At 42.7% G+C, this 13,357-nt stretch carries 15 protein-coding genes; 12 read left to right on the top strand and 3 right to left on the bottom strand.

Going from position 1 to position 13,357, the window contains the following annotated elements; all coding sequences use genetic code 11:
* Window positions 1-3: 3 nt before the first annotated feature.
* Genes L1070_RS04115 through pseI form a run of 3 tightly spaced genes read right to left on the bottom strand, consistent with a single transcriptional unit; the run spans window position 4 to window position 2,869 of the window.
* Window positions 4-1,584 (bottom strand): pseudaminic acid biosynthesis protein PseG, encoded by a 1,581-nt coding sequence (locus tag L1070_RS04115; RefSeq protein WP_237124593.1) that lies wholly within the window; start codon window positions 1,582-1,584, stop codon window positions 4-6.
* Window positions 1,581-1,832, bottom strand: a complete 252-nt coding sequence (locus L1070_RS04110; protein WP_070984484.1) for a phosphopantetheine-binding protein — start codon at window positions 1,830-1,832, stop codon at window positions 1,581-1,583. Before L1070_RS04110 ends, L1070_RS04115 begins: the two co-directional genes overlap by 4 nt.
* Entirely contained in the window at window positions 1,829-2,869 is a 1,041-nt protein-coding gene (pseI, locus tag L1070_RS04105) for a pseudaminic acid synthase (RefSeq protein ID WP_070984481.1), read from the bottom strand. The genes L1070_RS04110 and pseI overlap by 4 nt, the downstream gene beginning before the upstream one ends.
* A 184-nt stretch (window positions 2,870-3,053) precedes the next feature.
* Here pseI and L1070_RS04100 point away from each other — a divergent pair, with 184 nt between their 5' ends.
* From L1070_RS04100 to L1070_RS04045, 12 genes are all read left to right on the top strand, one after another.
* Window positions 3,054-3,779, top strand: coding sequence for a glycosyltransferase family protein (locus tag L1070_RS04100; RefSeq protein ID WP_237124592.1), 726 nt, complete (start codon window positions 3,054-3,056; stop codon window positions 3,777-3,779).
* A 158-nt stretch (window positions 3,780-3,937) separates the two neighbouring features.
* Window positions 3,938-4,885: an SDR family oxidoreductase gene (locus L1070_RS04095; protein WP_237124591.1), complete on the top strand. Its 948-nt coding sequence runs from the start codon at window positions 3,938-3,940 to the stop codon at window positions 4,883-4,885.
* A complete protein-coding gene (locus L1070_RS04090; RefSeq protein WP_237124590.1) occupies window positions 4,882-5,493 on the top strand; it encodes an SIS domain-containing protein in 612 nt (203 codons plus the stop codon). The genes L1070_RS04095 and L1070_RS04090 overlap by 4 nt, the downstream gene beginning before the upstream one ends.
* A complete protein-coding gene (locus tag L1070_RS04085) occupies window positions 5,486-6,475 on the top strand; it encodes a GDP-mannose 4,6-dehydratase (RefSeq protein ID WP_237124589.1) in 990 nt (329 codons plus the stop codon). Before L1070_RS04090 ends, L1070_RS04085 begins: the two co-directional genes overlap by 8 nt.
* A 7-nt stretch (window positions 6,476-6,482) precedes the next feature.
* Window positions 6,483-7,145 (top strand): class I SAM-dependent methyltransferase, encoded by a 663-nt coding sequence (locus L1070_RS04080; RefSeq protein ID WP_070984473.1) that lies wholly within the window; start codon window positions 6,483-6,485, stop codon window positions 7,143-7,145.
* Window positions 7,146-7,157: 12 nt separating this feature from the next.
* The gene (locus tag L1070_RS04075; RefSeq protein WP_237124588.1) at window positions 7,158-8,057 is read left to right on the top strand and encodes a sulfotransferase family 2 domain-containing protein; all 900 of its coding nucleotides are present in this window, start codon (window positions 7,158-7,160) and stop codon (window positions 8,055-8,057) included.
* Window positions 8,058-8,864, top strand: coding sequence for a thiamine pyrophosphate-dependent enzyme (locus tag L1070_RS04070; protein ID WP_237124587.1), 807 nt, complete (start codon window positions 8,058-8,060; stop codon window positions 8,862-8,864). It abuts the gene before it with no gap.
* Window positions 8,861-9,781, top strand: a complete 921-nt coding sequence (locus L1070_RS04065; RefSeq protein ID WP_237124586.1) for a transketolase C-terminal domain-containing protein — start codon at window positions 8,861-8,863, stop codon at window positions 9,779-9,781. Before L1070_RS04070 ends, L1070_RS04065 begins: the two co-directional genes overlap by 4 nt.
* The gene (locus L1070_RS04060; RefSeq protein ID WP_237124585.1) at window positions 9,778-10,389 is read left to right on the top strand and encodes an HAD family hydrolase; all 612 of its coding nucleotides are present in this window, start codon (window positions 9,778-9,780) and stop codon (window positions 10,387-10,389) included. The genes L1070_RS04065 and L1070_RS04060 overlap by 4 nt, the downstream gene beginning before the upstream one ends.
* Window positions 10,390-10,417: 28 nt before the next feature.
* Complete coding sequence (locus tag L1070_RS04055; RefSeq protein WP_237124584.1) at window positions 10,418-11,728, top strand: hypothetical protein; 1,311 nt, start codon at window positions 10,418-10,420, stop codon at window positions 11,726-11,728.
* On the top strand, window positions 11,718-12,389 hold the full coding sequence (locus L1070_RS04050; RefSeq protein WP_237124583.1) for a methyltransferase domain-containing protein: 672 nt from the start codon (window positions 11,718-11,720) through the stop codon (window positions 12,387-12,389). Before L1070_RS04055 ends, L1070_RS04050 begins: the two co-directional genes overlap by 11 nt.
* Window positions 12,390-12,392: 3 nt before the next feature.
* Window positions 12,393-13,355 (top strand): aminoglycoside phosphotransferase family protein, encoded by a 963-nt coding sequence (locus L1070_RS04045; protein WP_237124582.1) that lies wholly within the window; start codon window positions 12,393-12,395, stop codon window positions 13,353-13,355.
* The last annotated feature ends 2 nt before the right edge of the window (window positions 13,356-13,357 follow it).

Here is a 13,357-nt window from a genome sequence, read left to right as displayed (position 1 = left end):
GGTCTATGTATTGTTATCGGCAAACTTAGCCACAAAGTTAAATTGCTCAGGCGTTGCATCAGGAAAGAGCGCCAAAATACTTTCAAATTCAGGACTTCCCTCTGCCACAGCAACAAATCCAGCACGTTGGTTAAGCAGGTTTACAAATTTGTTTTCTTTGTTGATCACCGCTAACCAATGCGCTTTTGGCCACAGCTTGGCAGTTTCTTTAAGTTGCCAGTCTAAGATGAGCTGAGCATGGGCAAAACCAACATCATCACTGGCAGCAAACCACCCACCTATTAAATATTGCTGTCCTCGAATCTCAAACAGTTGGTGCCAAATATATAGTAATGCTCCACCTTCGGATTCAAGTACAAATGAAGCGCGTTGATTAGCAAACCACCAGCGATAGTGTTGTAACTGGCTTATTTGCTTGGTAATGGTCATACGCCAAGCATTGTCTGCCCGATTTCTAGCATTGAGGTAATGGTTAATATCTGTGTCTTGAACCGGCCTGAGTGTAAGATCTGGCGTAATTTGTATGCTGGTTTCCTCATAGGACGCCTTTGGCAATACTTGTTTTTGTGAATGGTGGTTGTTTAATAGCACTGAACACACCCTTTGTGCTCCTAATCCATCAACTTTCACCGCCGCAGATTGAGCCAGTTTATTAAGGCGTTCTCGATACTGCAATAAAGCATGTAACGTGCTTGCAATCTCATTTACAGGATAATCTAGTAAATCTGGAATATGGAAGTAGTGGCCTAACTGCTCTAAGTCTTGCTGATCATTATGCTGGTTATCTGCGATACTAAAGGTCACCGCACTGGTTTGTGTTGCTGCCAGTTCATACAAAGATGTGCCTAACGCCCCTACAAATAAGCCACACTGAACATAATAGTGATAAAGACTATTTTCACCCGTTATCAAATGCAGATTCGCAAACTTTTCAGCGAGTTGACTGAGCTCCTCGGTAGAGGTCGCGTAGGGGCCAATGATCACTTCAATTTTAAGCAAACCATTATCTTGGTGTAGCAAGTGACTTATGAGCTCGGTCAGCCGCGACCAATCACCTCCTCCCCCCAAAGAAAACAACAAGCTGTTTTGTCTTTGTAATTGCGGTTTGAACTGCGCATATTGTGGGGATAGTAACGCATATTCTGGGCCAAGCAACAACTGAGTATCCTCAGATACTCTATCATCATAGCGACTAAACGTTTGATGACCTTGCCACTTAGCATCTATTACCCAATCCGCCTCATGTGAGCGAGCCAGATCATCTATCACTACGACGCCAACTTGCGGTGATTTTACCGCCAATTCCCATTGCATAGAAAATTTATAACCATCTATTACCCAGTGACTTGGCGTCAAACCCTGCTCAGACAAATACTGAGTGCACCAACTTGCTTGCTGCACTTGTGTCAGCCCACGGGGTACGATCACAACATCCTGACAAAATGGCTCACATAATTCTTTGTTCGGCTGATTATCTAGGAAAAGTTTACAGGCAACCCCCTGCTCTTTTAGCGCTAATGCAAGCCATTTGGAGCGCATAAAGTGCCCAAGACCACTTAGGCTATCTATACGAAACGCTATCATGCCAATCCTAGAATGGCATCAACTAGGTTGCCAATTTCTGCATTGTTTTTATCTAGTAATAGTTCTGCTGGTATACTGATTTGACAGTGCATTTCAATGTGCATGATCAAGGATAAAACCTCAAATGAATCAAGGCTTCCTGCAGCCATAAAATCATAGCTCGGCAACTTCTCATCTGGAATAACAACCCCTCGCTCTAAAAAGAATTGTTGGATCAGGGATAATAACTCGCGCTTATCTGTACTCATATCAAGTCTCCCCATGCTAGTTGCGTGCCTCTTGCCAAAGCTTTACGAGTGGTTCGTCCAATAATTGTAGGGAGTGCCTCAGGCATGATTTCTCCACCTCCTGGGCGCATTTGAGCCACGTGTTTCTCGGTCAACACTTCCCCAGCTGCAACATCTTTAATTATATAGACACAGCGACGAGCCTTTGAAGGTTCACTCGGATAGTGGACTGTTCCCATTGCCTGTTCTATCTGTCTGACGCCATGCACTAATGCAGCAAGTTCATCTGGCGTCATTGAGAAAAAGCTATCCGCAGTTTCGTCTTTTTTATCCATCACAAAATGTTTTTCAATCATACAAGCTCCCACCGCCACAGAGGCAAGCGGTACATCGTTACCTAATGTGTGATCGGAAAGACCTACTGGGCATCCAAATGCCTCTCGCATGTGAGCAATGGTGCGAAGATTGATGCTATTGGCAGGTGCTGGATAGGTACTTGTACACTTCATTAAGGCTAACTCTGTCACACCGGCATCATGAGCGACTTTGACCGCATTGGCAATTTCCGCAAGCGTTGCGCCGCCTGTCGACATAATCACAGGCTTTTTAGTTGCTGCAACGTCTCTAATTAACTGGTGATCAATTAGCTCTGGAGAAGCGATTTTGTATGCAGGCGCATCGAACTGCTCAAGTAAATCAACGGCTGTTTTATCAAATGGCGATGAGAAACAAGTTAGACCAAGCTTTTGTGCAAGTTCAAATAGCTCAGCATGGAAATCCCATGGCATGTATGCTTTTTTATATAGATCGTACAAGTATTGGCCTTGCCAAGGGCCTGTAGCTTCAAAGTGCGGCAGTTTGCAATCCATGGTCAGCGTATCGGCTGTATAAGTTTGTAGCTTGATTGCATCTGCTCCCGACTCTTTGGCTGCGTACACAAGCTCCTTTGCCTTAGTTAATGATTGACCATGGTTTGCTGACATTTCGGCTATCACATAGCAAGGGTGTTGATGTCCAACAAATGTGTTAGCAATTTGAAACTCTGTTTTAAACGTCACGGTAATTCCTATATTTTTTCATGTCGCTGACTATTTCTAAGCAAATTACAAGCCGAGTTTTGACCTCTATCGTACAAAGTTGCAGCAATCGTAATAGTCGTCTTGGCTGGCTCACATTGATCACTGTCTTTGAGTGTAATGATTTGCTATATTTATCTCAAATATAATGATAACAAAGACTTCGATGCACCCAGTACAAATCATCATTCAAGCACGAATGACCTCTACTCGGCTTCCTGGCAAAGTTATGTTGCCATTGTGTGGCAAACCAGTTTTGCAAGTTATGATCGAAAGGCTACCACGCTGGCGTGATTCTATTATTGTAGCAACAACCAATGATGGAACAGAAGCGCCCATAATGGCACTATGTCAAAAGTTAGGAGTAGCAACTTTTCAGGGAGATACTGAAGATGTACTTGGGCGCTATTACGGTGCCGCAACAAAGTTTGGTGCAAAGCCAAACACCACGATAGTTAGACTCACCAGCGACTGTCCGTTGATAGATGAATCACTGTGTTCCGACGTTATCAAACTACATAAAGAAAACCAGTTTGATATGGTTAATTTAGGTCCGCACAGTGGTTTTCCCAGAGGGTTAGACTGTTGTGCTTTTTCATTTCAGTTACTTGAAGCCGCACATTTAAACGCCACGGATCCTGCCGCACGCGAGCACGTCACCTTAGGAATGCCAAAATTCCAAACCATGACCACACATACACTCAGTGCAGGCTCTGACTACAGTCATTTGCGAATCACTCTGGATGAACCTGACGATTACAAGGCCATCAGTGCTATTTACGCTCATTTTAACAATCGCCTAGACTTTTCTTTTGCAGATTTAATGAAAGCATTAAAGGAAAAGCCTGAACTTACCGATATAAATAAACATGTAGAGCAAAAGAGCGTTTAAAAGTATGAAATACATTACTTGTAGCGCAGGTAACAAATAAAACATCAAAACCGAAACAGTACGGCATTTATTTTGCATAACTCACCGACAATATGAGTTGCGCAGAGATGCCACAAGTATAAGTACTGGCTAAAGATTAGAAAAGTTGAGTTAACAACATGCGTAATAAAACAGTTTTAGTAACAGGTGCCACTGGTTATAAAGGCACCGTTTTAGTTCCAAAGCTTTTAGACAAAGGCTACCGAGTCATTGCATTGGATACACAGTGGTTTGGTAACTTTTTACCTGAGCATGACAATCTTTCTGTAATCAAAGGAGACGTCAGGCAAACCGCTGATGTCGATTTAGAAGGTGTAGATAGCATCATTCACTTGGCATCCATCGCCAATGATCCATGTGGAGACTTAGATCCTAAGTTAACATGGGAAGTCAGTGCGCTCGCTACAATGCAACTGGCTGATAAAGCTAAGCGTCAAGGTATCAAGCAGTTTATTTATGCCTCTTCTGGCAGTGTTTATGGTGTCAAAGAAGAAGAGCAAGTTACCGAAGACCTGACGCTTGAGCCGATTTCAGAGTACAACAAAACAAAGATGGTCGCGGAGCGTGTACTGCTTAGCTACGCTGACGACATGACTGTGCAAATAGTTCGCCCAGCAACAGTCTGTGGCCTATCTGCAAGAATGCGCCTTGACGTTTCCGTCAATATGTTGACGATGCAAGCGTTAAAAAATGGCAAAATCACTGTTTTCGGTGGTGCGCAGGTCCGTCCAAATATTCACATCGACGACATCACTGATCTGTATATTTATATGCTTGAAAATCCTTCAAAAACCTCTGGCGTATTTAATGCGGGATTTGAAAATATCTCCATTATGGATATTGCTAAGATGGTGCAAGAGAAGGTTGAATGTGAAATAGAAGTAACCCCTTCAAATGATCCTCGTTGTTACCGCATCAACTCAGATAAGTTATTAGCAACAGGCTTTATACCTAAAAAGTCAGTTGCCGTTGCGATTGATGAAATCATAGCGGCCTATCAGCAAGGCAAACTCACCGATGAAGATCGTTACTACAACCTTAAATGGATGCAGCGAGAAGTATTATGACTAAGCAACAAAGTACCGTAACACCATTGCCCTCAAAAGATAACGTTGTGAGTTTAACGCAGGATTACGTTGCCACTTTGAGTAAAGTATTATCACAACTGGATGGCAAAAAGATAAGAACCTTTGTCGATACATTGCTGGCAATGAAAAAGCGTGGCGGTACTTTGTACTTATGTGGTAACGGCGGGTCCGCCGCCAACGCCATTCACTTGGCTAACGACTTTACTTTTGGGATCAACCCACAAGGGGACGCGTTAAAAGTTGAAGCCCTGCCAGCAAATAGCTCAGTGCTTACCTGTTTGGGCAACGATATTGGTTATGACAATATATTTGCCCACCAACTGAAAGTGAAAGCTGACAAAAATGATGTGCTGCTAGTTTTGTCAGGCAGCGGTAACTCGGGCAATATCATAAACGCAATCACACAAGCTCAATCCATTGGCATGTCCACTGTTGGTATTCTTGGGTTTGATGGCGGTAAAGCTAAGCCAATGCTAGAACAGGTCTTTCATTTTGATATTCAAGATATGCAAATCTCAGAAGATACCCAAGTTGTTATCGGCCACATCCTCATGAAAGCCTTATATCAGGAATTAAAACATGGCTAGTTCCCCAATTTTAGTACTGGGCAGTAACTCTTTTTCGGGCGCATCATTTTGCGCTCACCTGCTTAAACAAGAACATTCGGTCATAGCAGCAAGTCGCTCTCATGAGCCTATTGATGCACTACTTCCGTATCGCTGGCAACCCAATCAACCAGACTTCCATCAGCTAGACCTGAATCATCATCTTGATGAAATTGTCGCTTTGATCAAGCAAAAGAAAATTAAACAGGTATACAACTTCGCGGCACAAAGCATGGTTGGTCAAAGTTGGCAGTATCCGGAACACTGGTTTATGACCAATGCAGTCTCGACGATAAAACTGCATAACGCACTACGCCAACTTGATGGGTTTGAAAAATACATTCATATTTCAACACCCGAAGTGTATGGCAGTTGCGAAGGGCTAGTACCAGAGCATAGAAATTATCACCCCAGCACCCCTTATGCGGTGTCACGCGCAGCAGCGGATATGAGCCTGCACACTTTCAGCGATGTGTATGATTTTCCAGTGGTGTTTACCCGCGCAGCAAATGTGTACGGCGAGGGTCAACAACTTTACCGTATTATTCCTAGAACAATTCTATTTGCTTTGTTAGGCAAGGTGTTACCTTTGCACGGCGGTGGCCACTCTACCCGCTCATTCATCCACATAGATGACGTTTCTGACGCGACACAGCGTATTGGTGAGCATGGCAAGACTGGAGAAATTTACCACATATCAACAGAGCGCATGATTACGATACGCGCCTTAGTCGAAATGATCTGCAACATGCTAAATGTCCCCTTCGAGCAAGTATGTGAAGTAACAGAAGATAGACTCGGCAAAGATGCCGCATATCTGCTGGACAGCCAGAAAGTACGCAACGAACTCAGCTGGAAAGACAAAGTGTCGTTAGAAAATGGTGTAGAGCGCACCATCAACTGGGTGAAAAATAATTTAGATGTGTTAGCAACACAGCCAAACGAATACATACATAAGGCTTGAGAAATCTATGTTAGGAAACGAAATCGACTTACTAAGAAATTATCCAAAGTCTAAACGTGACACAAAAGGTCGAGCAAAAGTTATTACTGAAGCTGATCGTGAAATAGCCCGTCAATACGGTAAAGACTTTTTCGATGGCGATCGTACCTATGGATACGGCGGCTTTAGCTACATGCCTCGTTTTTGGCAACCAGTAGTACCCGACCTACAAGCGCATTTTGGCCTTACAAACGACAGCTCTTTGCTAGATGTCGGATGTGCCAAAGGGTTTATGCTTTATGACTTACAACAGCATATTCCAGGGATCACGCTGCGTGGCGTGGATATTTCTCAGTACGCTTTAGAAAATGCAAAAGAGGAAGTTAAAGATTTACTCTCTCAAGGTGATGCAAAGGCGCTGCCTTTTGAAGACAACAGCTTTGATGTTGTGATGTCTATCAATACTATCCACAACTTAGACGAGCATGAATGTGCGATGGCGCTGAGAGAGATCGAACGTGTGAGTCGTGGGAAATCATTCATCACTGTGGATGCTTATCGCAACGATGAAGAAAAAGAGCGTATGCTCGAATGGGCATTAACAGCAAAAACCATTATGCACGTAAATGACTGGAAGCAATTTTTTGCTGATAACGGTTACACGGGCGACTTTTACTGGTTTATACCATAAGGGAACGAGTTCATGAAAAAAGTTGGAATAGTCGGAACAGGTAAAGGCGCCAAAGAACTTTTCCAGTTCTTAACCAAAGTCAACCATAACATCGAAGTCAGTTGCTTTGTAGATGAGCCCAGAGAGGTCTCTGAGCTACCAGCCACCTATTATCATATTGACGAGTTTCTTTTTGAGAAACCTAAATTGGACATTTTATACCTAGCGTCAGAGCGACAAATGTTCAACGACATCGTGCACCTACATTTAAACGCAAGTTATGAATGTAGAAGATACAACTGGCCGATGCATAACTATCTGTTTGATAACAAAGCTAAACTGATTTACAAGCGCTGTCCAAAAGTCATGAACTCATCTGTTTCGAGTCATTTTTACACCGCTACCTATGGTCAAGCACCTCAATTTGATCCTCAAACTCAACGTAGTCTGGACCTCGATCGATACTTTATGGAAAGCCAAAGTATTTGGGAAATGGACTCTGACCTTCAGCAATACTTTAAGTTTGCCATCATGCGAGATCCAATCAAGCGATTCATTTCCGCATATAACCATATTGTATTACGTTCAAAACGTTTTAAATCGAACGATATCAACGATTTCATTAGTAACTTTGCGTTTTACTTGGGTAACTATGATATTCATGACCATTTCTGCCCACAGAATGAATATGTTGGCGATAACATCAGTTTCTATAACCAATTGGTTGATATCAAGCAAGTCTCAACGCTCGAGCAAAAACTAGGGGTGACATTTGCTGAGCATAATGTAACCAAATCGGTTGCGCCTTCATTGGATGGAGAGTCAACCTATGAAATGCTAAGTGAGCAATCTCTCAACACGCTTTATGCCTATTACCAGCGTGATTACGAGCTATACGCGGATATCGTTGGTTGGGATGTCAGGAGAACCTAAGTGGTAGAGTTAGAAAAAATCAGCGCAAATATTCGCTATACGCTGTGTGATGTATCATCCAAAACATCAACACCTCACTTGGGGAGTTGTTTGTCGTGTACAGACATTCTTAGCACGCTATATTGGCAAGTGCTAAATGTAGAGCCACAGCAACCAAAGAGCAAAGACCGAGACTACTTTTTACTGGGCAAAGGCCACGCGGCCAGTGCACTGTACACTACACTCGCTTATCGTGGGTATTTTCCCATCGAAGATTTATATCAACATGGTAGCGACGGTTCTCAATTTGAAGAACATCCAGGCATTCACGCACCAGCCGGCGTAGAAACCGTATCAGGTTCATTAGGGCACGCATTGTCTCTTGCCTCTGGCATGGCCTTGAGCGCTAAAGTTCAGGGTCTGAGCAATCGATTTTATGTGCTTATGGGTGACGGTGAAATCAATGAGGGCACGGTGTGGGAAGCTGCTATGTTTGCGCCTGCAAAACAATTGAATAACTTAGTTGCGATTGTTGATTTTAATAAATTGCAAGGTACTGGAGAAAGCTGCGAGATCATGCACCTCGAACCTCTTGATGAAAAGTGGCGTGCTTTTGGCTGGCACACCATACGAGTGAATGGACATGATCATCAAGCACTGATAGAAGCGTTTGATGCAGCGCAAGTACAACAACAACCTGTTTGTATTATTGCAGATACTATAAAGGGAAAAGGTATCTCTTTAATGGAGAACGATAACAACTGGCATTACCGAATTCCTACTGTTGATGAAGTCATGATGGCAAAAGAGGAGCTAGGCCTAAAATGAGAAACGCATTTGCCGCCAAACTAACAGAATTAGCCAGTAATGATGATAGCATCGTGCTGTTTTATGCGGATATTGGTAACAGGCTGTTCAACAACCTAAAAGAAGTTGCACCCACTCGTACAATTAACGCAGGGATAGCGGAAGCGAATATGGCGTCCATGGCATCTGGTGCAGCCATGATGGGGCATAAACCCTTTATTTATACTATTACACCCTTCACCACCGCTCGTAATTTTGAGCAAATCAAAATCGATATTGCATATCAGAATCAGCCAGTGATCATTGTTGGTACGGGCTCAGGTTTGTCTTACGCTAATTTAGGACCAACTCACCATTCGTTTGAAGATATCGCATTAATGCGAGCGTTACCAAATATGAATATCGTGTGCCCAGCTGATGCTGACGAGCTGGCTATCTTGATGCCTCAGTTAATCGCTCTCAATGCACCTTGCTACTTTAGAATTGGTAAGAAAAATGAACCTAAAGTACACAGTACACTACCAGCTCTAAAGTTTGGTCAAGCTTACGTGATGAATCCAGGAAAATCTGTAGCCATCTTGGCGAACGGTACAATTATGCCCGTAGCCCAACAGCTTCACCAAGAATTGCTGCAACATGGTATCGAAGCCGAGCTAGTGAGCTTTCATACGGTAAAACCACTAGATTCCACATACCTCAGCAACGCAGCATCAAGGTTTGAACACCTTATCACACTCGAAGAGCACAACGTCAACGGTGGCTTTGGTAGCGCAGTATTGGAGTATTACAATGAACAATGCATGGCGGTGAATTTACATCGCTTCGGTATCCCTGACAGGTTTATTGATCAGGTGTCATCACAACACACTGCTCGGATAAAAGCAGGGCTTGATATAGATACTATTGTGAACACGTTAAAAAGCAGGCAGGTACTATGAGGCTCGGAATAGATTTCGACAACACCATCGCCAATTACACAGGGGTGTTTCATCGAGTTGCTCATCAGCTAGGCTGGATGCCTGAACATATCGGGCACTCAAAAGAGCAGGTTAAGCAGTACTTTTTTGATCAAAATAACGAAGCACAATGGACGCAATTGCAAGGCATAGTGTATGGAGAAAAGATCAATGAAGCTTCACCATTTCCTCATTGCTTGGAGGTACTCAAAGCGCTTCAAGCACAAGGGCATGAGCTATTTCTCATCTCACATAAAACACAGTACCCTTTCATTGGCAAAAAGGTGGATTTGCATGAAGCTGCACGTAATTGGCTGGTGGACCAAGGCCTGTTAGGGGGTGACGATGCTGTTTTTTGCGACAATCGGATATTTTTTAATACCACAAAGGAACAAAAACTAGAAAGGGTTGCAACACTCCAAATTGATGTATTTGTCGATGACTTAGAGTCAATCCTGTTGGCGGAGTCTTTCCCAAGTACAACGATAGGTGTTCTGTTTGCAGAGCAATCACACCCAGTGTTATCCAGCATTCAATGTTGGTCCAAACTGCCTGCATTGGTGGCCAATCTGCACGCAAAGAGCATTTAGCTGTTTTTAAGAGTAAGAATTTATCGTTATGAGTAAAGAGATTACTATCGTCTATGGCGTAACATCTTCTGCCTATAAATTTATTGGCTCAGTGTTTAATACTGGGAACAACCTTTTTGTAACCACAGACGGTGGAGAGTTTTTTGAAAATGAACGTGCGCTGTCACTCAAAGAGCTGGCTGACGCCAAGGATTTGCACATTGCACGCATAGTTATTTGTTCAGAAGCTGTTACTGCTATCTTGTCATCGTTATATGAAGCAAATTTGCCGGTTGAAAAAAGTTTCTTTTACAATCACTCCATCAACAAGCTTGTGCCATACAACGAGCTAAAAACACCAACCATCAATGAACATTCAGTGTTATATGCGGTATATGATTTGTCGTGCAACTTGCCTTGCTTTGACATCACGAACTTTGTAATTTTGTCTGAATTTGAAAGACGACAAAGAGGCCTTGAACACATATGCTTTGTGATCTTACCCAATCAATCATGTTCTGAGTCATACATGGGAGTAAGGCAGTTTCACGCAGTTGACGACTATCAGTGGCGCATAGACCATATAATAAAGAGTATGATGCGCTGTATTCCTAGTTGCATCTCTATCGTTGAGTTACCTTTTAGGGAAAAACTGTCTACGTTAATTGGCACTCATACTCATGTTTACCCCGAAGAGGTCGTTTCTGGTTCAGCAAAACACAAATCATCGACTCTTCTCCTTAAACCACTAGCCGATGCAGGACATAGCCTGTCTTTTTTGCAGCCTCCGACAAATGCTGTTGCGCTAGTAAAAAATTTTCTCGACCAGCGCGTACAAGGGAAAAAGCTCATTACAGTGACTTTGCGTGAGTACCAAGAGCAAGCGGTTCGTAACAATGATTTGAACAGTTGGGGCCAGTTCTTAAGTGAGCTGGATACTTGTGAATATTATCCTGTGATTATTCGGGATTCATACTACTCCACCTCAGCCATGCCTGAGCAACTTAAGCAATACAGTACATTTACAGCGGCATCGTCTGACTTTTTGGTCAGATTAGCACTGTATCAGGCGGCCTATATGAACATGGGTATTTCCACAGGACCAACCTACACGATTAGTTTTCTGCAAGGCGCTAAATCACTTATTTTTCATCCCATAAATGAAGATAACCCAGCATCAAGCTCCATGACCGCTGAGCGTTGCGGATTAACTGTCGGCCAAGATTACTTTTTTAACGATAACGCATTGCAAAAAACCATTTGGCAACGTGATACATATGAGAATATTACTAGTCAATTTAACCAGTTAGTCGCGTTAATAGCTCAACAAGACAATGCAAGAGGCAACTATGGCAACTAAAGACAACCAAGCTGACTATCTAGAAAGCTACCACGATTTCTTAGATGAAACAGAAGTAAACCGTTTAGGCCTGATGAGTAACGGCACATGGGATCTAGACCCAAGACGCCTCGGGATCATGCTATCGCGCTATAAATTCGTATCAAAAATGTTTGCTGGCAAACAAAACGTCATCGAAATTGGCTGTGGTGATGCTTTTGGCAGCCGAATTGTAAAGCAGGAAGTGGAACAACTAACAGTAGCAGACATAGAGCCGCGATTTATTGCCGATGTAAAACAGCGCAACTCCAAAAAGTGGCCACTTATTCCGATTGTGCATGACATTCTTGAAAAGCCTCTGGACGCAAAATATGATGCAGCCTATTCTTTAGATGTCTTGGAACATATTCCAGCAGATCAAGAAGATAGATTCATCAGTAATATAACATCTTCTCTAAGCAGTGATGGTATAGTGATTTTAGGTATGCCTTCTTTGGAGTCGCAGCAGTACGCATCACCAGCAAGTAAAGCTGGCCATATAAACTGTAAATCAGGACTGGACTTTAAGGCACTGTGTAATAAACACTTTAAACACGTATTCTTATTTTCCATGAATGACGAAGTCGTGCATACTGGCTACTACCCCATGGCTCACTATTTAATTGCCTTGTGTATTAAATAAACGATGAAAGATTTTGTCCATCAGCATGTCGTTGCCCCATTTGAGTTACAAGCGCTATCAGGTGGTGCCAACAGCCGCGTGTATTATGTTCATAGTGCATGTGGCCAGTACATACTTAAGCAATTCTTTACTCGCTCAGAAGATTATAAAGAAAAGTGCTTAAGAGAGCTTAATTTTCTTAATATGCTGATGCGCAAGGGTATGCCAAACACAGCAAAAGTGATAGCCCATGACATTGAACTGGGGTTGCTACTGACAACACATTTGCCTGGGGAGAAAATCACCTCACCTACAGCTGAAAATGTAAAAAAAGCGTTCGAGTTTATCGTTGACTGCAACCAGACCTGCGCCCAGCCGCTGCGTTCATTGCCTCAAGCCAAAGATGCAGTAACTACATTACGTGATTTCATCACGTTAGTTGAAAACAGAATAGCCGCTACAGAACAATCAGGTATATCGCCCGCCTATCAAAGGCTCATAAACACGAAAATCAAACCTTTGTTCGCTGACATTCTTACAACACACGGTCAATTGAATTGGGAGCAGTCAGTTAATTGCGTCCACCTGTCTCCTTCAGATTTTGGTTTTCATAATATTTTACAAGCTCAAGATACACTATACTTTTTTGACTTCGAATATGCGGGCATTGATTCATTATGGAAGCTCACAGCAGACTTTTTTGCACAGCCGCAAATACCTGCGCCAATAGAAAGTATTTCGGTACTCAAAGATATGCCATTGTTTGGTTTCATATCTGAGTTTAAAGAGGAATTTATCGTTGCATATCAACTAACAAGAATTAAGTGGTGCTTCATAATTGGCAGTTGTTTTATCACTCAGGTTCAAAAAAGAAGAGCATTTGCCGATAAAGGTAATGTGCTAGATGAGCATCAAACAATTAAGACGATAGAGCACTACCTTGCACAAACTGCACAACACGTGCAATTAATGACCAAACAGCTTTAAGG

Source organism: Pseudoalteromonas sp. MMG022 (assembly GCF_021654245.1).
Classification (GTDB): Bacteria; Pseudomonadota; Gammaproteobacteria; order Enterobacterales; family Alteromonadaceae; genus Pseudoalteromonas; species Pseudoalteromonas amylolytica.
The sequence above is the reverse complement of the archived record's forward strand: the minus strand, read 5'-3'. Positions and strand labels throughout refer to the sequence as shown.

Bases quoted from the DNA above. Each gene is read 5' to 3' on its own strand.
- L1070_RS04115 (WP_237124593.1), bottom strand. From the start codon at position 1,584: ATGATAGCGTTTCGTATAGATAGCCTAAGTGGTCTTGGGCACTTTATG.
- L1070_RS04110 (WP_070984484.1), bottom strand. From the start codon at position 1,832: ATGAGTACAGATAAGCGCGAGTTATTATCCCTGATCCAACAATTCTTT.
- L1070_RS04100 (WP_237124592.1), top strand. From the start codon at position 3,054: ATGCACCCAGTACAAATCATCATTCAAGCACGAATGACCTCTACTCGG.
- L1070_RS04095 (WP_237124591.1), top strand. From the start codon at position 3,938: ATGCGTAATAAAACAGTTTTAGTAACAGGTGCCACTGGTTATAAAGGC.
- L1070_RS04090 (WP_237124590.1), top strand. From the start codon at position 4,882: ATGACTAAGCAACAAAGTACCGTAACACCATTGCCCTCAAAAGATAAC.
- L1070_RS04085 (WP_237124589.1), top strand. From the start codon at position 5,486: ATGGCTAGTTCCCCAATTTTAGTACTGGGCAGTAACTCTTTTTCGGGC.
- L1070_RS04080 (WP_070984473.1), top strand. From the start codon at position 6,483: ATGTTAGGAAACGAAATCGACTTACTAAGAAATTATCCAAAGTCTAAA.
- L1070_RS04075 (WP_237124588.1), top strand. From the start codon at position 7,158: ATGAAAAAAGTTGGAATAGTCGGAACAGGTAAAGGCGCCAAAGAACTT.
- L1070_RS04065 (WP_237124586.1), top strand. From the start codon at position 8,861: ATGAGAAACGCATTTGCCGCCAAACTAACAGAATTAGCCAGTAATGAT.
- L1070_RS04060 (WP_237124585.1), top strand. From the start codon at position 9,778: ATGAGGCTCGGAATAGATTTCGACAACACCATCGCCAATTACACAGGG.
- L1070_RS04055 (WP_237124584.1), top strand. From the start codon at position 10,418: ATGAGTAAAGAGATTACTATCGTCTATGGCGTAACATCTTCTGCCTAT.
- L1070_RS04050 (WP_237124583.1), top strand. From the start codon at position 11,718: ATGGCAACTAAAGACAACCAAGCTGACTATCTAGAAAGCTACCACGAT.
- L1070_RS04045 (WP_237124582.1), top strand. From the start codon at position 12,393: ATGAAAGATTTTGTCCATCAGCATGTCGTTGCCCCATTTGAGTTACAA.